19 protein-coding genes and 1 other annotated feature are annotated in these 22,970 nt (G+C 47.7%); of the genes, 14 read left to right on the plus strand and 5 right to left on the minus strand.

What is annotated here, in order from left to right; translation table 11 throughout:
• Positions 1-33 precede the first annotated feature (33 nt).
• From NLBNIHML_RS20765 to NLBNIHML_RS20825, 13 genes are all read left to right on the plus strand, one after another.
• Positions 34-1,134, plus strand: coding sequence for a D-alanine--D-alanine ligase (locus NLBNIHML_RS20765; protein WP_036614110.1), 1,101 nt, complete (start codon positions 34-36; stop codon positions 1,132-1,134).
• Positions 1,135-1,164: 30 nt separating this feature from the next.
• Positions 1,165-1,488, plus strand: coding sequence for a hypothetical protein (locus tag NLBNIHML_RS20770; RefSeq protein ID WP_062837611.1), 324 nt, complete (start codon positions 1,165-1,167; stop codon positions 1,486-1,488).
• Positions 1,489-1,645: 157 nt separating this feature from the next.
• Complete coding sequence (gene uvsE / locus NLBNIHML_RS20775) at positions 1,646-2,647, plus strand: UV DNA damage repair endonuclease UvsE (protein WP_339239429.1); 1,002 nt, start codon at positions 1,646-1,648, stop codon at positions 2,645-2,647.
• 107 nt (positions 2,648-2,754) lie between these two features.
• The gene (locus NLBNIHML_RS20780) at positions 2,755-3,618 is read left to right on the plus strand and encodes an inositol monophosphatase family protein (protein WP_445252932.1); all 864 of its coding nucleotides are present in this window, start codon (positions 2,755-2,757) and stop codon (positions 3,616-3,618) included.
• Between the two features lie 269 nt (positions 3,619-3,887).
• The gene (locus NLBNIHML_RS20785; protein WP_339239431.1) at positions 3,888-4,178 is read left to right on the plus strand and encodes a hypothetical protein; all 291 of its coding nucleotides are present in this window, start codon (positions 3,888-3,890) and stop codon (positions 4,176-4,178) included.
• 206 nt (positions 4,179-4,384) lie between these two features.
• Complete coding sequence (locus tag NLBNIHML_RS20790; protein ID WP_494352638.1) at positions 4,385-5,707, plus strand: SGNH/GDSL hydrolase family protein; 1,323 nt, start codon at positions 4,385-4,387, stop codon at positions 5,705-5,707.
• A 249-nt stretch (positions 5,708-5,956) separates the two neighbouring features.
• Complete coding sequence (locus NLBNIHML_RS20795) at positions 5,957-7,744, plus strand: sensor histidine kinase (RefSeq protein WP_494352639.1); 1,788 nt, start codon at positions 5,957-5,959, stop codon at positions 7,742-7,744.
• Positions 7,719-9,272, plus strand: coding sequence for a response regulator transcription factor (locus NLBNIHML_RS20800; RefSeq protein ID WP_494352640.1), 1,554 nt, complete (start codon positions 7,719-7,721; stop codon positions 9,270-9,272). The genes NLBNIHML_RS20795 and NLBNIHML_RS20800 overlap by 26 nt, the downstream gene beginning before the upstream one ends.
• A 220-nt stretch (positions 9,273-9,492) precedes the next feature.
• On the plus strand, positions 9,493-10,776 hold the full coding sequence (locus tag NLBNIHML_RS20805) for an ABC transporter substrate-binding protein (protein WP_339239437.1): 1,284 nt from the start codon (positions 9,493-9,495) through the stop codon (positions 10,774-10,776).
• A gap of 139 nt (positions 10,777-10,915) precedes the next feature.
• Positions 10,916-11,818, plus strand: a complete 903-nt coding sequence (locus NLBNIHML_RS20810) for a carbohydrate ABC transporter permease (RefSeq protein ID WP_253429934.1) — start codon at positions 10,916-10,918, stop codon at positions 11,816-11,818.
• A gap of 5 nt (positions 11,819-11,823) precedes the next feature.
• Positions 11,824-12,663 (plus strand): carbohydrate ABC transporter permease, encoded by an 840-nt coding sequence (locus NLBNIHML_RS20815; RefSeq protein WP_494354735.1) that lies wholly within the window; start codon positions 11,824-11,826, stop codon positions 12,661-12,663.
• Between the two features lie 107 nt (positions 12,664-12,770).
• The gene (locus NLBNIHML_RS20820) at positions 12,771-13,979 is read left to right on the plus strand and encodes a rhamnogalacturonan acetylesterase (protein WP_494354736.1); all 1,209 of its coding nucleotides are present in this window, start codon (positions 12,771-12,773) and stop codon (positions 13,977-13,979) included.
• Positions 13,980-14,630: 651 nt separating this feature from the next.
• On the plus strand, positions 14,631-15,047 hold the full coding sequence (locus NLBNIHML_RS20825) for a sensory rhodopsin transducer (RefSeq protein ID WP_339304213.1): 417 nt from the start codon (positions 14,631-14,633) through the stop codon (positions 15,045-15,047).
• A gap of 75 nt (positions 15,048-15,122) precedes the next feature.
• Here the strand turns inward: NLBNIHML_RS20825 and NLBNIHML_RS20830 are convergent, their stop codons facing one another.
• The 5 genes from NLBNIHML_RS20830 to NLBNIHML_RS20850 all read right to left on the minus strand — a co-directional run bounded on the left by NLBNIHML_RS20830 (position 15,123) and on the right by NLBNIHML_RS20850 (position 21,306).
• Positions 15,123-16,280 (minus strand): Ger(x)C family spore germination protein, encoded by a 1,158-nt coding sequence (locus tag NLBNIHML_RS20830; protein ID WP_494352641.1) that lies wholly within the window; start codon positions 16,278-16,280, stop codon positions 15,123-15,125.
• Positions 16,277-17,746, minus strand: a complete 1,470-nt coding sequence (locus tag NLBNIHML_RS20835) for a spore germination protein (RefSeq protein WP_494352642.1) — start codon at positions 17,744-17,746, stop codon at positions 16,277-16,279. Before NLBNIHML_RS20835 ends, NLBNIHML_RS20830 begins: the two co-directional genes overlap by 4 nt.
• Complete coding sequence (locus NLBNIHML_RS20840; RefSeq protein WP_472474708.1) at positions 17,727-18,833, minus strand: GerAB/ArcD/ProY family transporter; 1,107 nt, start codon at positions 18,831-18,833, stop codon at positions 17,727-17,729. The genes NLBNIHML_RS20835 and NLBNIHML_RS20840 overlap by 20 nt, the downstream gene beginning before the upstream one ends.
• 69 nt (positions 18,834-18,902) lie before the next feature.
• On the minus strand, positions 18,903-19,895 hold the full coding sequence (gene trpS, locus NLBNIHML_RS20845) for a tryptophan--tRNA ligase (protein ID WP_494352643.1): 993 nt from the start codon (positions 19,893-19,895) through the stop codon (positions 18,903-18,905).
• A gap of 140 nt (positions 19,896-20,035) precedes the next feature.
• Positions 20,036-20,343: a binding site (T-box leader), on the minus strand.
• 27 nt (positions 20,344-20,370) lie between these two features.
• Complete coding sequence (locus NLBNIHML_RS20850) at positions 20,371-21,306, minus strand: DMT family transporter (RefSeq protein WP_494352644.1); 936 nt, start codon at positions 21,304-21,306, stop codon at positions 20,371-20,373.
• Between the two features lie 167 nt (positions 21,307-21,473).
• Here NLBNIHML_RS20850 and NLBNIHML_RS20855 point away from each other — a divergent pair, with 167 nt between their 5' ends.
• Complete coding sequence (locus tag NLBNIHML_RS20855; protein WP_494352645.1) at positions 21,474-22,859, plus strand: aminotransferase-like domain-containing protein; 1,386 nt, start codon at positions 21,474-21,476, stop codon at positions 22,857-22,859.
• Positions 22,860-22,970 lie beyond the last annotated feature (111 nt).

Here is a 22,970-nt window from a genome sequence, read left to right on the forward strand (position 1 = left end):
ACAGCATCAGGCACAGATAATCGGAGGGTACACATGAGTATGGATAAATTAAAAGTAGGCGTCGTGTACGGCGGAAAATCAGGCGAGCATGAGGTGTCGCTACAAACGGCGTTTGCTGTAACGAACGCATTTGATTACGAGAAGTATGAACTGGTTCCTTTTTATATCTCCAAGCAGGGGACGTGGAAAAAAGGACCTGTCATGCATGCGCCGTTCGCGCAGATTGAAGATTTGAAGCTGGAGCAATCGGCGGGTGGAACGCAGGATGCGCTGAACGCACTGTTTGGCCGTTTGTATGGCGGAGCAGAAGCGCTGGACGTAATGTTCCCTCTGCTGCATGGTACGTTTGGCGAGGATGGCACCATTCAGGGCATGTTCGAGATGGCGGATATGCCATATGTAGGTGCAGGTGTACTCGCTTCGGCTGGTGGCATGGACAAAGTGGTCATGAAAAAGCTGTTTGCACAGGCTGGCATTGACCAATGTGCCTTTACGTATTTTAATGCTACACAATGGAAGCAGACAGAGCACGAAATGATCGTACAGGTCGAAGATCAGCTGGGGTATCCTTGTTTTATCAAACCGGCCAATCTGGGCTCCAGTGTGGGCATCTCCAAAGCGCGTAACCGCGATGAGCTGAAGACAGCTGTCGAGTTCGCACTACGGTATGATACGAAGGTGGTTATTGAGGAGTTCGTTGAAGCACGTGAAGTTGAGGTTAGCGTGCTCGGCAATGACGAGCCAATGGCTTCCGTTCCAGGCGAGATCGTATCCTCCGGTGAGTATTATGACTATGCAGCCAAGTATATTGATGGTCAATCACAGATGCTGATCCCAGCTCCACTGGACCCGGAGGCCGCAGATCGTATTCGTGAGGCAGCTCTCCAGGCGTTCCGTGCGATTGAAGGTAACGGCATTTCACGTGCGGACTTCTTCATTCGAAAAAATGACGGCGCATTGCTTATTAATGAAGTGAACACCATGCCTGGTTTCACACCATACAGCATGTATCCACTTCTTTGGCGTGAGACAGGTGTATCGTATGCCGAATTGCTGGATCGCATGATTGAGCTGGCACTGGAGCGTTACAACCGCAAGCAGGCACTGAATTACGAGAACGGCGTACAGGCGTAGCCTGCAACCACAAGATCAGGAGGGATATGCATGGGATTTCAGACTGAATTCAATTCCGTATGCAAGTTCAAGAGTGAGCAGGAGCTGTTCGAACTGCTTGAATACGGACGCGGCAAAATGGTCAAACAGGGCTTTCGGGTATTTCCTACCGGCCAGAAAGTGATTGCATATACACCGGATAACGTGGCTGTAGCCATCGTGAAGATCGTGGTTTCCATTGCAGAGATCAACTTCCAGGGACAAGAAGTAACCGAAGTGGAGATGCAACTGATCCGCAAGCTGACGGAGGAAGAATCACGTATCCAGACCGCGCTTGCCGATGAGATGTTCTTTGGAGAGCAAGCGCAGGAGTAGTGATTTTGACCGGGAATGCGGGTTGGATGGACTGATTTGCCAGAATACGATTATGGTCACTCTTTTAGGGTAAAACTTGGTTATATACAGTGACGGTACATCCTGACGGCTGAACATGCCTTGCAGGTTCTCCGCCCTAATAGAGAGGAAGAAATTCATGCTCGTACGCTTTGGTTACGTGGCCATGTCCGTGCTCATAGAGAATGCCTCGCCTTCCCGGACCATGACCATGTCGAGTTTTAACAAAATCGATGACAGGGAAGCAGCGATCCGCAAGCTCGAACGGATTGCAGCCGAGAACCTGCATAATACATTACGTTTGCTCAGGCACAACAAGGGCAGCCATATTCATGTATATCGCTTCTCTTCCAAATTGATTCCACTGGCAACACACGAGGATCTGAATGACTGGGACCCGTTCCCGGCTCTGAAGCAGGACTTTGCGGCCATTGGTGATTTTGTGAAGGAAAATCATATGCGTGTCTCCTTTCATCCGGATCATTTTACCGTACTTAGTACACCCCGTGAGCAAGTTCTGCGCAACTCGATTCGCGACCTTCGTCATCATGTTCGGATGCTGGATGCCATGGGACTGAATGCCACTGCCAAGAACAATATACATATTGGTGGTGCATACGGGGACAAGCCTTCGGCGGCGCTTCGTTTTGAAGAAAATTTTTTGAAGCTGGATCGGGACATTCAGGAGCGGCTCACACTCGAAAATGATGACAAAACATTCAACGCACCCGAGACACTGGCCGTGTGCCAGCGCCTGGGATTACCCATGGTATTGGATATCCATCACCAGTGGGTGAACAACGAGGGAGAACAGCCATGGGATCTGTGGCCTGATATTCTGAAGACCTGGGAGTCACCGCTTGCCCAGGCAGATTCACCGGCTGATCAGCCATTGCCACCCAAAATTCATGTCTCCAGTCCGAAGAGTGAAAAGGATGTGCGAGGTCATGCGGATGGCGTGGAGGTAGAGCCTATGCTCGACTTCTTGCGTCATATCGCAGCAGACACCCCAAGGCTTGACGTGATGATTGAGGCCAAACGCAAGGATGAGGCTCTTGTGCAGCTGATGCAGAAGCTGGCATTCTATCACGAAGAGGGCGTGGAATGGGTGGACGAGTCTACCGTCATCATTCATCCGTAGAGCCAAAAGGGGCTTGGGCAACGAGAAACTTTACGACCTGCGGGGCGTATACTTTTAACAAGTATTTCAACTTTTCGTAGATTGATATAGAAAGTAGAGTGAACGCTTTGAATGAGAAGGAAAAGATACCTTATGTCGTGACAAGCAAAAGCTATACTGCCGTTGCTATTAATGCAGCTTCCAAAGCTGGCGAATGGATCAAAAGCCGTCTTGGGACGGTAGCTGAACTTGGCACCAAGTATTCACCCCAAGATCTGGTGACCGAAGTGGATAAAGGAGCGGAGCAGATGATCCGCCGCCTGATTCTTACGCATTTTCCCCACCATGCCATTCTGGGTGAAGAAGGCGTCGAACCGGGACCGGAAGCTTCGGCAAAAGCATTGAAAGAGGCCGAGGAAGAAGAGTTCCTGTGGATTGTTGATCCGGTGGATGGAACGACGAACTTCGTACACGGATTCCCGTTTTACTCGGTGTCTATCGCATTGGCTCATAATGGTGAAGTCATTGTCGGCGTGATCTACGACCCTTCCCGTGATGAAATGTTTGTTGCGGAAAAAGGTAAAGGAGCTTACGTTCACGGCAACCGGATGCAAGTATCTGGTGAACAGAATTTGGCTCAGAGTCTGATTGCGGTTGGATTCCCGGCAGACACAACCTTTGCGTTGCCACTGAATATGGCTGCTGTGCAGGCGCTGGCTCCGCAAGTTCGTAACTTGCGTGCAGGCGGATCTGCTGCCCTTCATCTGGCGTATGTTGCCGCAGGACGTCTCAGCGCCTATACCGAAGTTGGCTTGAAACCGTGGGATATTGCCGCAGGTGCGCTGCTGGTCGAAGAATCTGGCGGTAAGGTAACGGATACCATCGGAACACCTTATCAACTGTCAGTAAGTCATGTCGTTGCCAGCAATGGCAAAATCCATGATGCACTGACGGATGTGTTGAAGGAAGCGAAAGCAACGGGTCTGGAGTGAGTTTATTTAACTCATCGATGCTTTAATTATTTTTAATTGTACATTAACGGAGAGGACAGAAAGCATCTGAAGAAGCGGAGCTAAAAGCTTTCTGGAAGAAAGCTGCTTCGTAAGCATATGCTACGCCTTTATCACCGGATTTCTACCTTGGAAAGGGGAATCAAAGAAATCTGGGGATAACAGCGATCGGAAGATGATTCTGTATACGAAGTGAACGTACAATAGCAATATTTAACGCATGTATGACTTTAATTAAAGGAGCGAGAACAATGGATGAATCCAAAGAACTGGAACGACGGCTCAGTGATATGCTGACGGAAGGGGACATGGAAGAGTCCGGCGACACCGATCAGCGTGAACGTCAGTTGATTCCTCCCAAATATGAAGTGCGAATCCAGACAGAGCGTGATCCGATTGTCGAGGAAACGTTAAAGTACCGGAAGATGGCACGCGAATTGGATGATCGTTATGATCGATATCTGGAGCGAGCTACCGGGAACAAACCGGAGAGCGACAAGGGTCATTCGAATGCCGAAGACTCGGATAAGCCGCAATCTTAACTAATCACTGAACGTCATAACTGTGCTTCACCAGTAACAGACTCCCCATCCGGGAGTCTGTTATTTCATGCGCACTTCCAGCAGAGAGGACAGCGCCTGCTTTAAAATGATAGAATAGAGTAACACGAACTTATATCATTGGAATGAGCGATGTACTATATATTAGTGTGAATGAAGATAGATTCACGAAAAGGAGTGTTACCTGAATGAAGCGTAAACGGATATGGGAAAATACGGCTGCCGGTTTAACGGCGAGCATGTTGGCAGGAATGCTGCTCTTCACATCTTCTGCATTGCCTGCACACGCGGCTGACACCACAACAAGTGTATTGCCAGTGGGTACAAACGAAGCTTCGCTGACTGCGAAGAAAGATGCAGTAGCCGTAACGAAGGAGTTCCGCATCGTCACATTGGGAGATTCCATAACGGTAGGTTATGAGCCCAACACGAAAGAATTGCCTTATGGTTATGTCGAACGTCTGCAGGAGCAAGGTTTGCTGCACGGACGTACACAGGTGGACAACTACGGGATTGCGGGACTTAAGACCAGTGGTCTGAAAAACTTCACTACTGCAATTAAGGATGGCAAAACACTGACTTCCGAAGCCATTCAACCAAGTCTTCCTGATCCAAGAGCGGGACAGATCGGAGCCAATACTGCTGCAATCCGTGAGAGTGTAGCGCAAGCCAATCTGGTTGCAATTACCATTGGGGGAAATGATGTATCTGAGCTTCTTGGTACAGCAGACAAACTGAGTGATCAGGAACTGCAAGCGAAGTTAAAAGAATTACTTGCAACATATACAGACAATGTTAGTGCAACGATTAATACGATCCATGAAATTAATCCGACCGCTACAATTGTCATCGCAGACCAATATCAACCGATGCCAGAAGTAGCGGGCAAGGCACTCTATGCCAAACTGATGGAGGCATCCCAAGGTTTCACACAGACGATTGATGGAATCGCAGCTAAATTCTCTGCTCAAGGAACCAATGTCAAAGTCGCACACGTGGCCAAAGAGTTTGTTGGCGGTGAAGGCACGATGACTCATATGATCAAAGATCGTGATTTCCACCCGAATCAATTCGGATATGCGGCCATTGCCGAAGTATTTGCCAAAACGATCTGGGGAGATTACACCAAGCTGACTGCACCTGCCACAGGTGAACCCATGAATATTATCGTGAGTGGTAAAACCTTGAATACACCGTACAAACCAATTATCCGTAACGGCAAAAACTTTGTGGCAATCCAAGATATCGTGAACGCTGTTGGTGCCACTACGGTATGGGATAACAAGACTTCAACCGCAACCATTACATATGGAGACCGGAAGGTTGCTGTGAAGATTGGTGCCAATGCGGTGAAGGTAAATGGAGCATCGGTTAACGTGGATACACCTGCATTTCTGAATAAGGTAGGCAAAGAGTCTAAAACCTATGTACCCCTTGCCATGGTAGCTGAAGGTCTTGGCTTTGATGTGCAATATGTAGCGAAGCTGAAAACTGTTTTTGTTAATCCGTAAGATATATTTCATGCTTTAGCATGATGTGATTCAACAGCCAGAATGCCTTGATCTGTTCAAGGTATTCTGGCTGTTTTGTGTTCTTTTTGAGTTGCTGACACAGATGGATCACTCCTCTAATGACCTGAAATGTTGGATAAATATATCTTGTCAGATGCCCAATGGATGTGTAAATATGAAAATAACTTACAATAAAATGATTAAACCATAACACGACAGCACCCTTCGCAAGGCAAAGGAGCGCTTAGGATGACTAAAATTAAGAACGCTTTCACAACACTGCCGATTCATCACAAAACGATTCTTCTTATTGGCATTTTGATGTTAATCAGCTTTACGTTTTATGCGTCTGTGCTCCGATATGTGTTCAGCATCTATGATCGTCAAATCTACGAGAAGTCCTCGCAAGTCCTCAATATGTCTTCAGTAGGCATTGAGAATCAACTGCGTGAGATGTCCAGCCTCTCTTTCAAGGTGATGTCAGATGAGCCGCTTCAGCAATATCTGCTTCAACTTGAAAAGGCCGAGACAGGTTACGAGAAAAATGGTCTGCGCAAAAAAATTACTAACCGGTTAGTTGCTTATGCCGGGTCTGAGAAATACGTCTATTCCATGCTATTTATCGATAATGATAATAACGTTATGGCTGCAGGGAACCGGGAAGGAATTTCGGAGACAAAACAGAAGGAACTGGTGACACTGGGAGACCGATATTCGGGGTCCAATGTGTGGCATACCAGCGGGGATCAACAAGCTAGGCTTTTATCCGTCCGACAGGTGAAATCTTTTACGGGTGGGGCGTTTACGCTTGAAAAGCTCGGTACGCTGATTATCCGTGTCCGTCTGGACCGAATTGTCCAGGATCAGATGCAAGAACCGGCAGAGGACTCCCAGTTGTTGATTACGGATGGAAAAGAAGTGATCTATCCAACAGAATCAGCAGTCAGTGAAGCGGAGATAGAGTCAGAATTGAAGCGAACCCAACCTTATGGCATTGCCATGTTTGAGCATGGTCGTTATTTTATCGCCCGGGCCAACTCTTCCTACACTGACTGGACTTACCTATATACGACGCCTTTTGATCAAATGTTTAAACAGATTCAATTTGTCAAACAGTTGGTCACGGTGATCTTCATCATGATTTTTCTGGCGGCGCTGATCATTGGAGCGAGATTTTCTCGCAGTATTACCCATCCCATTGCGCAGTTGATCAAAAAAATGCGTAATATCGAAAAAGGCGATCTGGATAAACTGGAGGAGGCTGCCCTTGGCAATGTTCCCATATCTCCACAGAATGAGGTCGGACTGTTGCATCGAACCTTCAAGATGATGCTTCAACGGATACGTGAATTGATTGATGAGAACTATGCTAAGCAATTGGTGATTCGTGAGACGGAGTTGAAAGCGCTTCAGGCGCAGATTAATCCACATTTTCTATACAACACGTTGGAATCAATTAACTGGTTGGCCAAAGTGCAGAAGCAACGACAGATCTCGGAAATGGTTGAGGCGCTTGGATTTCTGCTGCGCAGCTCTGTGAATATGTCCGAGAAGTGGATCACGCTGGAAAGAGAGCTGGACATAGTCCGCAGTTACGTTACGATTCAGCGCACTCGTTTTGAGGAGAGACTTAATTTTGATATGGAGATTGCCCCTGAGGTGGGAACGGCCCGGATTCCCAAGTTAACGTTACAGCCACTCGTGGAGAACGCCATACATTATGCACTCGAACCAAGCATCGATCCCTGCCGAATTCGTATTCGGGCGAGAGCAGATGGAGATAAGGTGATTATCGAAGTCGAAGACGACGGTCCGGGGATGACACCGGAATTTCTGGAACAACTACACGAAGGACGTATTCAGACAAGAGGACAGGGCATTGGGTTATCTAACATCCAGGAACGAATCAGACTGACCTTCGGTGATGAAGGTGGAATGGTGATGAGCAGCAAGCCCGGATCAGGAACTGTAGTATCGATCAGCATACCTTGGATCAGAGAGGACGATGACGATGTACAAAGTGATGCTCGTAGATGATGAACGTGTCATTCTGGAGGGGATTTCCCAAGTGGTCGATTGGGCCGCGGCAGGTACGGAATTGGTGGGTACGGCGAGGAATGGGATTGAAGCATTGGACAAAATCGGGCAGTCGAGACCTGACATTATTATTACGGATATCTCCATGCCGGGTCTGGATGGTCTCGGACTCATAGAGAAGGCATCGGAAGCATATCCAGGGGTACGTTTCATCATGTTATCCGGCTACAAGGAGTTCGAGTATGCCCGCAGGGCGATGCAATATGGTGTGAAGCATTATTTGCTCAAACCATGTAATGAGAATCAGATCCATGATGCGTTAACCGAACTGTTGCAGGAACATCAGGATGCTCAAGTGAAGGAGCATGTTGCTGGTGAGATGAAACAGCGATTGCAGCGTGTCCTTCCGCATGTGAAGGAGCAATTTCTGCTAGAATTCATGACCAACCGAACCTATGGGCCAGTTGATCTGGAATATTATCAGGAGTTGTTCGATCTGGAGCTTGAAGAGAACACAGTTCGGTTACTGCTGTTCCGAATCGTAGATGAGCATGATTACAGTCACTTATTTGCGATCAAAAACATTGCCAGTGATCTGCTACCGGATGTACTGTTAAGCACTACCATTGAAGGCAAACTTCTGATCCTGCTTGCGGATTCAACTGATTCGGGCCGATTGGAAGAAAATATTGAAGAGGTTCGGGCTGCATTTACCAGACTGTATAAACTGGAAGTGACCGCTGCGCTGAGTGAAGCAGATCGAATGATCCAGTCCCGGCGGTTGTTTCGTGAGGCATTGCAGTATCTGAACCATCGCTTTTTTATTGGTGAAGGCAAACTGATCACGAAGAATGATCTCGTTCTGGCAGGAGAATGCGACGGCGTGCATGTAGAACAGGATGCGGAGCAACTGTGTCAGTTGATCAAATCGGGCAATACAGAAGAAACCGCGGCAGAGGTGGATCGTCTGTTTGATCTATTATCGCGTCAGCAGTTGGAGATTGAGGTGACTCGTTCTTATGTAGTACAGCTGTATTCTGCGATGGTTCATGTATGTCCGCCCGAGGAGGCAACAGAATTCACCCAGCGTATGGCGGAACTACCTCATATCGATACGTTATCTGGATTAAAAACTTTTGTTGCAAGCAGTGCAGCCCGGCTAACTTCCGGGTATTACAAAAATCATATCAGCCGCCAGTCTTCTGCCGTGGAGAAGATGATGGATATCGTGGATCGTCATTATGGAGAGGCAGATCTCTCGCTCAATGGAGTCGCTCATCAGATGTTATATATGAATCCGGATTATCTGGGCAAGATTTTCAAAAAAGTCACGGGCGAGAATTTCTCCAATTACGTCAATCGTCTGCGCATCGAACGGGCGTGTGATCATATCCGCAGAGGCGGGGATGTTAAAGTATTCGAACTAGCGGAGTTGTTCGGATTCGGCGGTAATTCGCAATATTTCAGTCAGGTGTTCAAAAAATGGACCGGTATGACACCTACGGAATTCCGCAGGATCGGCATATAACAATGGGATATCAATCGTATGACTCATGTCTGGGGAGGATGAACAGCGCTAAGAGGAGGCTGTTGTCCTCCTCTGTTTTTTGAACCAACAAGACGGTTTTGTGTATTCAACTCTGGTCGTACATTTGCGAAAATGACATTAACAAGTTTGTGAAAGCGTTATCAGAAATAAGAGGGTAACGCGTTCACACAACCATATCAACATAAAAGGGGAGATTGGCATGGTGAAAAAGGCAATATTCCTGATGATGGCTGCGTTGCTCGTTTTTACAGCGGCATGTAGTTCAGGTGGAGGAAGCGAACAGGGGTCTTCGGATGGATCGGTTACTCTGCGGATCGCTTGGTGGGGTTCGGATGCACGGCATGAATATACACAGAAGGTCATTGACCTGTACAAGTCGAAAAATCCGAATGTCAAAATTGACGTGGAATATGCTTCATTTGATGACTACTGGAAAAAGCTCGCACCACAAGCAGCAGCAAATCAATTGCCTGACATCGTTCAGATGGATATTTCCTACATCAGCCAATATGCACAGAATGGTCAGCTTGAGGATCTAGCTCCTTATCTGGGCAACCAGATCAAAGTGGACGATGTGTCTGAGAATGTAATTAGCACAGGTGTAATTAATGGTAAACAATACGGTGTACCTGCCGGTGTTAACGTTCTGGGCTTCCAATATGATCCGGCGTTGCTTAAAAAAGCAGGCGTGGATGCAATCCCTGACAATATGACTTGGGAGTCGTACGAAGCACTGGGTAAACAAGCCGCTGAGAAAGGTCTGTATTTGGATGGAGGGGTAGCTCCGGATATCTTCTTCCATTACTTCCTGCGTACCAAAGGGTTGTCGCTATACAATGCGGAAGGCACAGGTCTTGGTTATGATGATGACCAATTGTTTGTTGAATTCTTCGGACTTATGCGCCGCATGATTGAGCAGGGCGCAGCACCTACACCGGATGTAGCCAACCAAACCAAAGGCATTATTGAGGAATCGGATCTCGTGAAGGAAAAAGGAATTGGCGTATGGCAGTGGTCCAACCAGTTCGTAGCTTTGCAACAGGTAGCGAACCGTCCGCTCGAAATTGCTCCAATGCCAGGACCTGATATGGAAAAAGGACTTTATATGCAACCAAGTATGTATTGGGGTGTAACGTCCAACTCCAAAGTGAAGGAAGAAGCGGCTAAATTCATTGATTTCTGGGTGAATGACGTGGAAGCCAACAAACTGATCAAAGGGGAGCGCGGTGTACCAATCTCCGGAGCAATCAAGGAAGCCATCGCACCTGAGCTGAGTGACGCCACGAAACAGGTCTTTGAATTCGTAGCCGCAATGGAGCCTAAGGCTTCACCAATGAGTTCACCGCCACCGGTGGGTTCACCGGAAGTAATCTCTGCTCTGGCCGATGTGGTTGAAGAGTTGAACTTTGGCAAAATCACACCTGAACAGGCAGCAGAAACATTCCGCAAAAATGCCGAATCGGTACTTGCAAACAATAAATAACAGTTGAATGATAGCTTGCTCGTCCCACTTCAGGGATGGTCGGGAATGGGGCTGCTCGCGAATGCGAGGGCCTTTCCCCGTCCAGATGACCGAAGTAAGGATGAGAGAGCAAGCTGATCCATGAAGGAGGTTCGTTCCATTGAGGCAGTATTCGTCGTTACGTCGAAACTTAACCGGATATGCGTTCATAAGCCCGTTTATTATTGGATTCCTGGGCTTCACACTCATCCCCATGTTTGTATCCTTATATATGTCGTTCACGAGTTATAACTTGTTCACTTCTCCGCGGTGGATTGGGCTCGATAACTACACCAAAATGTTTTTTGATGACCCGAAATATTGGAACTCGGTCAAAGTGACGTTTCTGTATGTATTCATTGGGGTTCCGTTAAGATTGATCTTTGCCCTCTTCGTAGCGATGGTCCTCAATACTGGCTCTCGTATGATTGGAACGTACCGGACGTTGTATTACCTGCCATCCATTATCGGCGGTAGTGTGGCTGTATCTATTATGTGGCGTAACCTCTTCAGTAATGAGGGTGTTATCAACAGCGCTCTAACGGCAATTGGGATTGGGCCTATAAGCTGGTTTGGTGACCCGAATGCGTCCCTGGTTATGCTGATCTCACTGTCTGTGTGGCAGTTCGGTTCGTCCATGCTGATCTTCCTGGCTGGTCTCAAAAACATTTCCCCTGAGATGTACGAGGCAGCAGGTGTGGATGGTGCGAATCCGGTTCGAAAATTTTTCAGCATCACCTTGCCGCTTCTTAGCCCAATCGTCCTGTTCAATATGATCATGCAGACAATTGGGGCATTCATGACCTTCGTACCTGCTTACATTATCTCCAAAGGCGAAGGCGGCCCAATGGATGGTACCATGCTGTACTCCCTGTATCTGTTCCGTCAGGCATTTATGTTTAACAACATGGGGTATGCTTCGGCAATGGCTTGGATCATGCTCATTATGATTGGAATACTCACGGTGGCTGTGTTCCTGACATCCAAGTATTGGGTATTCTATGAATCTGAAGGAGGGAAGTAACGATGATGGTATGGAAAAATGTAAAATGGCCCGTTTATCACCTGTTCGTTGCAGCTCTTGCCCTCCTGATGCTCTATCCCGTACTCTGGATGCTCTTCAGTTCATTCAAGGAAAGTCGTACGATCTTTGTTACCGCAGATAGCCTGTTTCCAGCAGAGTGGATCTGGAGTAACTATGTGGATGGTTGGAAAGGAACAGCAGGAAGACCGTTCATGGATTACATCACCAACTCCCTTGTAATTGTAGTTATATCTACCATCGGTGCTGTGATATCGTCATCGCTGATCGCTTTTGGTTTTGCCAGACTTAGCTTCAAAGGTCGTAGCTTCTGGTTCTCCATTATGATGTTGACGCTGATGCTGCCACATGACGTGGTCTTGGTTCCTCAATACATTATCTTCACGAAGCTGGGTTGGCTGAATACGATTCTGCCAATTGTTGTCCCTACATTCTTCGGAATGCCGTTCTTCATCTTCCTGATGGTACAGTTCATTCGAACAATTCCGAAGGAGCTGGATGAGGCTGCAACCATCGATGGATGTAACAAATTCAGATTATATATTCAGATTATTATGCCGCTGATCAAGTCTTCTCTGGCAACTGCAGCAATTTTCTCCTTCTACTGGAGATGGGAGGATCTGCTCGGTCCGGTATTGTACCTCAACTCGCCTGAGAAATATACCGTATCGATGGCACTGAAAATGTTCCTGGATAGCGAATCTGCTTCCAACTGGGGCGCAATGTTCGCGATGTCCATCGTCAGTCTGGTTCCGGTTGTAGCTGTGTTCTTCATCTTCCAGAAACAAATTGTTCAAGGGATGAGTACCAGCGGATTGAAAGGATAAGCAGGCTTAACTGTATATCTTCGTATCTTGCCCGATTGAACGTTTACGAAAGTTAACCAAGGAGGTTATCGCTTTTGAATAAAGCTCAGGATCGTCAGGCCGTTGCCATGGAGGCAGCGGCAGAGGGCCAGGCAGTGTCCGTGACCAGCTGGAAGTTTAACTTTGGACCGGACTCGGGAAGAGCAGATGAGACAGGGGATTATCTGAAAGTAACTGCAACAACCGCATATGAGGAACGAGACGGATACGGATTCGAAGCGGGTTCTCTGGTGTATGAGAAACAACGCATCGGAGATGATGACGTGTCGAATTCCACGAAACAACATCATAACAACCCGGGGCAGACAACCATGTCTGCCCGATTGCGTTCGAGCTTCTGTATTCCGCTCAAAGCATCCTTCATTGTGGATGTTCCCGATGGAACCTATCAAGTTTTACTTGTTGCAGGTGATGAATTGGCTGAGACAGTAACCCGTGTGAAAGCTGGTGAGGGCAGGCTTGTACTGCCAACCATTCGTACACTTCCTGGGCAATTTGCAGAGATGCGATTCTCGGTCGTTGTTCGTGGCGGCAGACTTCGTCTGTCATTCTCCGGTCCCGCGCCAAGAATTAATGCGTTAGAGATCACCCTTGCGAATCAGACCATGACTATATTTCTTGCCGGGGATTCAACCGTAACGGACCAGCCGGAAAGTGGGTATCCGTATTGTGGTTGGGGCCAGCTATTGCCAGCACAGTTCAAACATGATGTGGCAGTGGATAATCATGCCCAGTCAGGGCGCAGTTCCCGCAGCTTTATGAATGAAGGCAGGCTCAGCGCTATTCTGGAGCGAATCAAACCCGAGGATTTTCTGTTTATTCAATTTGGACATAACGATGAGAAGCCGGACCCTGAACGTGGGACCGACCCATTCACAACATATAAGGAATATTTGAAAAAGTATATCGATGCTGCCCGTGAAGCCAAGGCACGTCCGGTGCTCATAACCCCGGTGCATCGTCGTTATTTCGCGGATGATGGCACATTGACTGATACGCATGGCGATTATATCATCGCCGTACGTGAGCTGGCGGAACAGGAAGGTGTACCGCTGATCGATCTGGCTGAGCGCAGCCGCCTTCTGTTCGAGCAGGCGGGCGTTGAGGGCACCAAGGACGACTTTATGTGGGTGCTGCCAGGAGAGTATGTGAATTTCCCTTCGGGTGTGGAGGATAACACGCATTTTCAAGAACGCGGCGCCCGCCGCCTTGCCCAGCAGGTGGCAGAAGCCATCCGCGAGTTGCAATTACAACCGTTGCAGATGTATCTGCGGTAGGTTCATGCCCTTAATTATTAAGCGAGTTAAACGAAGTAACGAGCGAAACAAAGTTGCCCAGCGAAGAGCGAAGGCAATAATTTTTTAAATCAGTTCGGCGAGCATAGCAGCGGAGGAGGACGGAATCGGGTAGAGGGAGCGAAGCGTCCGCCTTTGGAGCGGGATTTCCCCTGCTGAGGAGGAATAAATAGAAATCCCGATCCAACAGCGGCCCACAGCCCGATCCGCCCGCCGGAGCGCCAGCTCCGCGAGTTATTCAGGGTTTAAAAACGGTAGCGAGTTAAACGAAGTAACGAGCGAAACAAAGTTGCCCAGCGAATAGCGAGGGCAATAATTTTTTTAAATCAGTTCGGCGAGCGTAGCAGCGGAGGGGGACGGAATCGGGTAGAGGGAGCGAAGCGTCCGCCTTTGGAGCGGGATTTCCCCTGCTGAGGGGGAATAAATAGAAATCCCGAGCCAACAGCGGCCCATAGCCTGATCCGTCCATCGGAGCGACTACCGTGCGAGCCCACCGGATTTTTAAGAGTTTGCCCCCGCGAATGAGCCAAAGAAATCCCGAGCCAACAGCGGCCCACAGCCCGATCCGTCCATCGGAGCGACAGCCCCGCAAGCCCACCCGATTTTAACTTAATGATTGGAGGATATATTTCAATGACATTGGAGCCGACCAAACAAGGTGCATCAGCCCATAAGAACGATCCGACAGCCACAGGTCATACCTACTGGGTTATCCCTGATGGCTACATCCCGCCGGAGAGCAGCGGCACACTGGAAAGTCACGAGAGCATCTGTGTATTAAACACAGGTGCCGCCGATGCGGAACTGAACATCACAATCTATTTTGAAGACAGAGAACCACTCGAAGATATTGTGGCAGAGGTGCCAGCGAGAAGAACAAAACATATTCGTACCGCATCGCTGCAATCGGGAGAGCAGTCTATCCCGTCAGGCGTACCTTATGCCATCACGGTTTCAAGCAATATCCCAGTCATCATTCAGTACAGTCGTTTGGACACCACCCAGCCAGAATTGGCTCTGATGAGTGTCATGGCTTATCCATTAAAATAACGTATCAACTTGGCACGAAATTCAAACCCAAAAGAAGACCAGTACTTGCATGTAATGCAGGTCACAGGTCTTCTTTTATTTACTGTATTTATACGTGCTTGCATTAAGGATATCCACATGCACTTCCACTTTACCAAGCTTGAAACGCTCAAGGGGATCAGACCGTTGAGAGACCTCTTGCTGCCACAAGGGTAGATTGTGGCGATAGAGATGTTCTGCAAGACCATATGAATCAATCTTGCGTGACTTGTTTTTTTCGAACGTATCTCGAATCTCGGATTCGATCTGTTTTTCCGCTTCTTGTTCCATGGCGTGTGGCGTGCGCGGGGCTCCATGGTCTTCGGTGATGGAACTTTTGACCGAGGTAACCATGTCGAATGTGACGCCGTCTCCTTGTTTCCTGGCCGTGATTCTGGTCTTGGGATTACGAAGCATCAGGGTTAAATCAGGAGTCTTTCCGCCATTCCCATACACGTACAAAGGATATTGATGAACACGCTTATATTTCACATATCGTGTACCGTCTGCATCTGCTCCTGCAACTCTACCTTGACTTTTGCCTTGGGAAATGACATAAAATCCATCCATTCTAACCAGAGGTGGGTTTTTATCGCCATTGAACCACGTTTCATTCCTTGTGGAGACCGAAGGTAAGAGAATGACGGAAGCTGGTTCCCGTAATCCATCGAGAAGCTGATGTAGCCGAATAGGTTCGTAGCCGGAATGCTGTTTGTATAGCCTCATGGGTTCGAATATCTCAATGGTCTGGGCGGATTGGTTCAGCAGCGCAGAAGGGGATAGTACTTCCGGAATGTCCTGCTCAGTCGCATAAATCCAAGGTGTATATCTCAGTTGACCTGAATGCAGCAACGTATTAAATATATCCTCCAACTTTCCGTCCAAAGCATTTTTTGATAAAACAATGGCCTTAACATGAGTCCAGAGCGTTTGCTGCTGTGATGTTTCATACAAGTCGTTAATAGCCATGCTCAGAGTTGTACCCTTGCCTCGTCCTATCCACATGTCCCTTGTTTCCCGGGAAGTTGGCGTTTCCTGTTTTGCAATGCTCGAGAAGTCTATCAATTGGGCATACGCAATATATTGGTTGTCCATATAGTCTATTCCTATCGCTGTGATGAAGTTAATACTTTGCACTTCCTTGGAATCCCAGCATCCGGTTAGCAGGATCAAGCACCCCACAAGTAGGCAAGTCATGGACGTCCATCGGATCATGGGCGTTTTCTCCGACGAGTTGAATCTTGGGTGTGAAGTGCTTCCGGACGCTTATTTTTATTCATGGACGGTGGCATGGATACGGCCTGCGTGAAATCTCCTGGAATGTAGGGAGAGACGGGCGTCAGATAAGACACTCCATAACATTCTAAGGATACAAGGTGAACCAACAGGGCGAATAGTCCAATCATGAATCCGAATAATCCAAGAATGGAAGAGATGAGAAGCATCCCGATCCGAACCTGGGCGGTAGCTCCGCTCAGCACGGTGTTCACGAGAATATAGCTGGAGATAACTGAAATGGCTACCGTGACTATGATGGTAGGAGACGTAATCCCTGCGCGAATAGCGGCATCCCCAATGATAAGCCCGCCGACCACGCTGACGGTCTGGCCCAATGCACGTGGTAACCTGCGACCAGCTTCGTTGAATAGCTCGAACATAAAAATCATTAGAAATGCTTCCAGTGTCACAGGCATAGGCAGGCCCATTCGAGTACCAGCAATTGTAGCCAAGAGCGGTAGCGGTATCTGTTCCACATTGAAACTGGTCAGCCCAATATAGAAGGCTGGGAAGAAACAGGCAATCAGCAGCCCGGAGATGCGCAAGATTCGTTCGAAGGTAACGATGAAAAAGGGTGTACTCCTATCTTCAGGAGATTTCAATTGATTGAAAAGTGTAGTTGGCGCGATGACCGCTACTGGAGAACCTTCAATGAGAACGGCAAAACGTCCATTTAACAGGGAATCGACAACAAAATCAGGACGTTCAGTGTTATCCGTGAGCGGAAAGATGCTCCGAACCCCTCCCATGACAGCTCGTTCCATGATGGAGCTACCTATAATGCCGTCAATCTCAATTTGATCCAGATTGTGTCGTGCTTCTTTTAGTATGTCTGGATTAATAATATCTTTTACATACAGTAGTCCAATGGCAGTTTGAGTACGACCGCCTTTGACATATTTCTCGTAACACATCGAAGATGTTTTCATACGTTTGCGAATAAGGGCGACGTTGGTCGTGAGTTCTTCGGTGAATCCATCGCGCGGGCCTTTAACGGATGTTTCGATGGCTGATTCTTCAGGACTGCGTCCTGGTATATCAGCAATATCCAGACTGCAGGATTGAACACCGTTATCGAAGATGATCAGTAGCTGTCCACTAAAAATCAACAGATTAAGTTTCTTGAAATTGGTGATATCCTCAATCGGATTTAAGGTTAATCCCAACTCTTTGGGATGTGATTCCTCAATGATTAGGGCGTGCCGCTCTAAACGTGGGATAATAAATTGGTTGATTTGTTTACCGTCGACAAGCCCTTCGCAATACAGTAAGATGACCGGCTGATCGGATTCATCTTTGACAGGAAAGGTCTGAATAACAACATCTGCGCATGGATTGAACTGCTCTTTCAAAGAGGCAAGCAGTGTTTCATGGGACGTGGTGTCAATCTTTTGATGCTCCATGATGTTTCCTCCTCTGATGGCGTGAATGGATAAAGGCAACCGTCGTTGCTATAATCGCAAGTCCGCTCAGATATATGAGATTGAACGGGAATATGTATTCGACCAGAAGCTTTTCGAAGGTCATATCATCCAGAGGATACAACATGGTCAGGATAAAGAAGACACCCAACGAGATACAACTGATAAGCCTTTTGGTAGAGCTCTTAATATTCCATATTTCTACTACAATATACATGGCAAGACTAATTCGGGTGAATGCACCTGCCAGCCATTGGTAGATGGAAAAGAAGTCGGTCTGGGCAATGTATTTGCCCAAAGAGGCAATTCGCCATTCTTCAAAGGCGGGATATCTCATTTTGGCAGCCTCAAAAGGATCGAATTCCACAATCGCCCCAATGAGTGGGCCGACAGTTAGTCCTACAAGAATGAGTGCGAGCATCAAATACTGCCATACACGTATACGTTTGGTGAGATGAGGCTGGATGTACCAGATGAACAGCAGTTCAAACATGCCTGCAAGACTGTAGACCATGCCATTAAGAATGGGATGCCATCCATGTTCAAGAACAGGCAACAGACGGCTGTAGTCCTTGTATTGCGTATTTACGATAGCAACATAGAAACCTAACAAGACAACTAGTGGCAGGACTAACCCCGCGGTAAAGGCCAGCGAGCGAATACCTTTATAAGCAGCGTAGGCACAGAGAGACATCAGGGCAATACTGGTTACCAATACGGGCGTTTCGGTCAGATAGTTCGTTTTAGCCCAAGCCGTGGTATCGTGCAGGGTGAAGTAGATGACGCTGAGAAAAAAGAGGCTGTTACCAACTCGAAATAACATGCCAAGGGGCTTTCCGAGACGGGAAGTTAACCAATCATGCAGCGTTTGATGCTGAAGGAAACGAGAGACATAAGCAAGCATTAGCGCGAATATCAGAAAGGGTCCGGCCGATAGCAGGACGGAAATCCAAGAATCCCTTTTGGCCGCAGCCAAAAGGGCAGGAATAATCAGAACATGGCTGATCAAGCCAACGGATAACATGATCAACATCATGGCTTGTAAAAAAGAAGGCTGTGTTCGTTTCATGCTGAAGAGTCCCCTTTTCCCATTAGACTGTCCTCAGCAGTGTTAACGTGTTTGAAGCCCTTCATACCGTCAGTCGAAATAACGAATGCCCATGGCATCTCTTACCTCTAACATCGTTTCCTGGGCCGCTTTTCTGGCCTCACGGGTACCCTCGATAAGAATCTCTTTCACTTGATCATCACGCTGTTCATAATAATTACGTCGTTCGCGAAAAGGAGCAAGCAGATCATTGATGGCTTCACCTGCGATCTGTTTACAATCTTTGCATCCAATCCGGCCTTGACTACAACTGGCATGTATTTCGACTGCGTTCTCCTTGCGGAAAAGCTGATGATAGGCAAAAACAGGGCAGATATCCGGATGTCCCGGATCGGAACGATGGATGCGGGCAGGATCTGTCTTGGCCTTGATCAATTTAGCTTTTACATCCTCAGGACTTGCATTTAATGAGATCGCATTGCCCATGCTTTTGCTCATCTTACCAACGCCATCCAGCCCTCCAAGCCGCTCTCCGGTCAAAATGCGGGGTTCGGGGAGAATGGGAGCGTATAACTCGTTGAACCGGCGAACCAATTTTCGTGCTGTCTCAATGTGAGGAATCTGATCTTCCCCTGCTGGAACAAGGGTGGCTTTACAGAATGCAATATCAGCAGCCTGACTGACCGGATATCCGAGAAATCCGTAGTACAGGTCGGTATATCCGCGATCACGTGCTTCGCTCTTGATAGTCGGATTATGCCGGAGTGTATTGACGGTAACAAACATGGAGAAGATCACAGTCAATTCCGCAATTTCCGGAATCATGGATTGAATGAACAGGGTAGCTTTGTTCGGATCAATGCCTACGGCGAGGTAATCAAGCGTGACTTGATGAACACTATCTGCAATCAGGCCAGGTTGATCATAGTGGGTGGTGAGTGCCTGAACATCTGCCAGTAAAATATAGGTTTTGTACTCTTCCTGCAATTGTACCCGACTGCGCAGGCTGCCTACGTAATGGCCGAGATGAAGTTGTCCGGTAGTCCGATCTCCTGTCAAAATAATATCTTTGTTTTTGTTCATGGTTTATTCTCCTTTGGTTTTGTGATTCTTCAACATTGAGCTGTCGCCACCAGCCGTCTTCCACGACCATCACCTCCTTTCAGCCTGCAAAAAAATCAAAAAAGCTTCGTCTTTTATCTCATTCCCCGGTTGGGAACAGAATAAAGGACGAAGCTTGTGCCTCGCGGTGCCACCTTCATTGGCCGCTCTGTTGCGGCCCACTTGAGGGATACGGATGGTACCAGGAGCTCTTTTATGAGCTTCCATGCCTATCGATATCCTGTCCATGGATAACGGCTGGACATGCCGCCTCGCCTACTGAAAGTGTGTATTCCTAGGAAAGGATACAGACTTTGTTCAACTTGGAACTCCGAAGCCCATTTCCACATATCCGATGCACCGACTCCCACCAGCCGCCGGCTCTCTGTAGCATCCTGACATATGTACTTCTCTTCATCATCGCGGATAACAAATGTTTACAATTTCCAGAATTATATCACGCTTTGATTCCACTGACCAGCCTATGTTTGCGACCGCTCATATTGGTGCCAAGCACACCTGCGATAATCAACAATGCTCCAATATAGTGATGACTACCAACAGGTTCGTGCAATATCCATGCACCTCCTACGATGGAGATGAGTGTGGACAGGTTGCTGAATACACTCATCTGGGACGCCTCCAGGTGCGTCAGGGCATAACTCGCAAGCAGGGTGGAGATCATGGTGGAAAGAATGGCCAGATAAGCAAGGGCTCCCAGATAGGAGGCATCTCCCAGTGGTTTGATGTAGTCCATCATGGAACCGCTTGAAGCATGTCGGACCAGGGAGACTGCGTTAAATACAACACAGCCAACCATCAGCGTGACCCATGTTAATTCCATCGGTTTGTACTTCTGGGTTAATGGTCTCGCAAGTACGCCATAACCTGCAAAACACACCGTGGATAACAGCAATAATGCAATGCCCTTCAGGTTACCCAAAGACATGCCATTACCTTGCATCATGAAAATAAAAACAACTCCAGCGACAGACAGCAGCAGGAATAGCTTCTGCAGGGTGGATGTTCGTTCTTTCAAGAAGACAGAAGCGAGAATGAGAGTGAAAACAGGGGCCATAGCCTGAATAATACCCGCTTCCGATGAGTTGGACGAGACGAGTCCAAAGGCTTGAAAGGCAAAAAATAGGACGGGAGATAACAGCCCAAGTGGAATAATTCGCCACAGATCATGAAGGTTCAGTCGGATTTTGATCCAACCCAAAACGACAGGAATGCTAACAACGATTAGCGACAGCGCAAATCGGTGGGCAAGCACATCAATGGGATGTGCAACAGTGACCGTCATTTTAACAAATAGAAAAGATAGACCGATAATAGCCGCGTACAATACAGCTGCGATATATGCGTATCCCCGAGTATGTGCTGTGTTCATGAATGCTCCTCCAATACATTTGTCATAGCGTATGATCTTTATCATCCTGAAATATGTCAGGTTCAAGGCACGTGCTTGCCTTATTCAATATACTGCCGGGTGCATCGTGCTACAATAGATAAAAGGTTAAACTGTATCGGTACAGTTATAGGAGAGGAGTGGGTGCGGTGAGAAAATATGAAGTGATTGCCGAAGCTATAAAGCAATGGATTCAGGAACAGATGCAGCAGCAGGATCGTCGCCAGTGGGCAGATAAGGGCATCCGACTGCCAGCCGTGCGAGTTATAGCTGAACAGTATCAATGCAGTGTAAGCACAGCAATTCGTGCATATGAATGGTTGGAACAGCGGCATTTGGTGTACGCCATCCCTCAATCCGGCTATTATGCCGTACAGAACGGGACAGGTGCTCAGGATATGGACTGGCAGGGAGCATTGGACTTCGCTTCGGCTGCTCCGGATCCGCGGGTGTTCCCTTATGCGGACTTTCGTCATTGCGTGGATCAGGCGATGGAGAAGAAACAGGCAGAGTTGTTTATGTATGGAACAGATCAGGGATTGCCTTCGCTAATTCTGCTGTTGCAGAAGCAGTTTGCGGATTATCAGGTTTTTGCAAGAACAGAGCAGTTCTTTATCACATCAGGTGTGCAACAGGCGCTGGCTGTACTTGCGTTGATGCCTTTTCCCAATGGAAAAAGAACAGTAATGCTTGAACTACCGACCTATCACAATATGCCTTCCCTATTGGGTGGATTAAATGTACCTATTGCTGGTGTGAGACGTACCCAAGATGGGCTTGACTGGGCATCGCTTGAACGTCAGTTCGCAGAGGAAGAGATCAAGTTTTTCTATGTCATGCCACGCTTTCACAATCCGATTGGTACATCGTTAACGGTTGCGGAGAAGAAGAGACTGATCCGGCTTGCTCAGCGGTACGATGTGTATCTGGTGGAGGATGATTATCTGTCTGATCTGGAGGACAATACGAAACAGGACCCGCTATGGTCCTATGATACGGAAGGCCGGGTCATCTATCTGAAGAGTTACTCCAAAATTCTGTTTCCAGGCTTGCGTATTGGTGTAGCCGTTCTGCCTTTACCACTCATTCAATCTTTTGGTGCTTACAAAAAAATGCTTGATATCGACACTTCCGTCCTGTCTCAAGCTGCTCTGGAGATCTATGTCCATAGCGGCATGTTTGCTCATCACAGGAAAGTGATTCGCAACCGCTATGCTGCTCGGATGCACACGGTGCAGGAGCAGCTGGACGCTTATCCAGACTTTGCTCCGTTTATGGACGCTCCTCGAACAGGAGGAGAGCATACGGTGTTACCTTTGGCGGGTGATATGCCGCTTCGTGTTCTGCTATCCCGGCTTCAAAAGCGCGGAGTCATCGTTGATACGATTGAACGGTATTATCCAGAGGGAACCTATCAGGTACATCAGGATCAGATGTTGCGATTGAACATCTCCAATGTGCCGAAGCAGCGAATCGAGGAAGGGATGCAGGTGATCCGAGAGGAAATTTTGAAGCTGCAGATCAGTCAGAGATAAGTTAAGTAATGGCAGGATCATAACAGTGCACCCTATTAATAAGCTACGCTTGAAGATGTTGCATAACATCTCATCCTAACCCTAACCCTATGTAAACCTATCACCCCTATT

Source organism: Paenibacillus sp. JNU01, from assembly GCF_059130585.1.

Bases quoted from the DNA above. Each gene is read 5' to 3' on its own strand.
- NLBNIHML_RS20765 (WP_036614110.1), top strand. From the start codon at position 34: ATGAGTATGGATAAATTAAAAGTAGGCGTCGTGTACGGCGGAAAATCA.
- NLBNIHML_RS20770 (WP_062837611.1), top strand. From the start codon at position 1,165: ATGGGATTTCAGACTGAATTCAATTCCGTATGCAAGTTCAAGAGTGAG.
- uvsE (WP_339239429.1), top strand. From the start codon at position 1,646: ATGCTCGTACGCTTTGGTTACGTGGCCATGTCCGTGCTCATAGAGAAT.
- NLBNIHML_RS20785 (WP_339239431.1), top strand. From the start codon at position 3,888: ATGGATGAATCCAAAGAACTGGAACGACGGCTCAGTGATATGCTGACG.
- NLBNIHML_RS20790 (WP_494352638.1), top strand. From the start codon at position 4,385: ATGAAGCGTAAACGGATATGGGAAAATACGGCTGCCGGTTTAACGGCG.
- NLBNIHML_RS20795 (WP_494352639.1), top strand. From the start codon at position 5,957: ATGACTAAAATTAAGAACGCTTTCACAACACTGCCGATTCATCACAAA.
- NLBNIHML_RS20800 (WP_494352640.1), top strand. From the start codon at position 7,719: ATGTACAAAGTGATGCTCGTAGATGATGAACGTGTCATTCTGGAGGGG.
- NLBNIHML_RS20805 (WP_339239437.1), top strand. From the start codon at position 9,493: ATGGTGAAAAAGGCAATATTCCTGATGATGGCTGCGTTGCTCGTTTTT.
- NLBNIHML_RS20815 (WP_494354735.1), top strand. From the start codon at position 11,824: ATGGTATGGAAAAATGTAAAATGGCCCGTTTATCACCTGTTCGTTGCA.
- NLBNIHML_RS20820 (WP_494354736.1), top strand. From the start codon at position 12,771: ATGGAGGCAGCGGCAGAGGGCCAGGCAGTGTCCGTGACCAGCTGGAAG.
- NLBNIHML_RS20825 (WP_339304213.1), top strand. From the start codon at position 14,631: ATGACATTGGAGCCGACCAAACAAGGTGCATCAGCCCATAAGAACGAT.
- NLBNIHML_RS20830 (WP_494352641.1), bottom strand. From the start codon at position 16,280: ATGATCCGATGGACGTCCATGACTTGCCTACTTGTGGGGTGCTTGATC.
- NLBNIHML_RS20835 (WP_494352642.1), bottom strand. From the start codon at position 17,746: ATGGAGCATCAAAAGATTGACACCACGTCCCATGAAACACTGCTTGCC.
- NLBNIHML_RS20840 (WP_472474708.1), bottom strand. From the start codon at position 18,833: ATGAAACGAACACAGCCTTCTTTTTTACAAGCCATGATGTTGATCATG.
- trpS (WP_494352643.1), bottom strand. From the start codon at position 19,895: ATGAACAAAAACAAAGATATTATTTTGACAGGAGATCGGACTACCGGA.
- NLBNIHML_RS20850 (WP_494352644.1), bottom strand. From the start codon at position 21,306: ATGAACACAGCACATACTCGGGGATACGCATATATCGCAGCTGTATTG.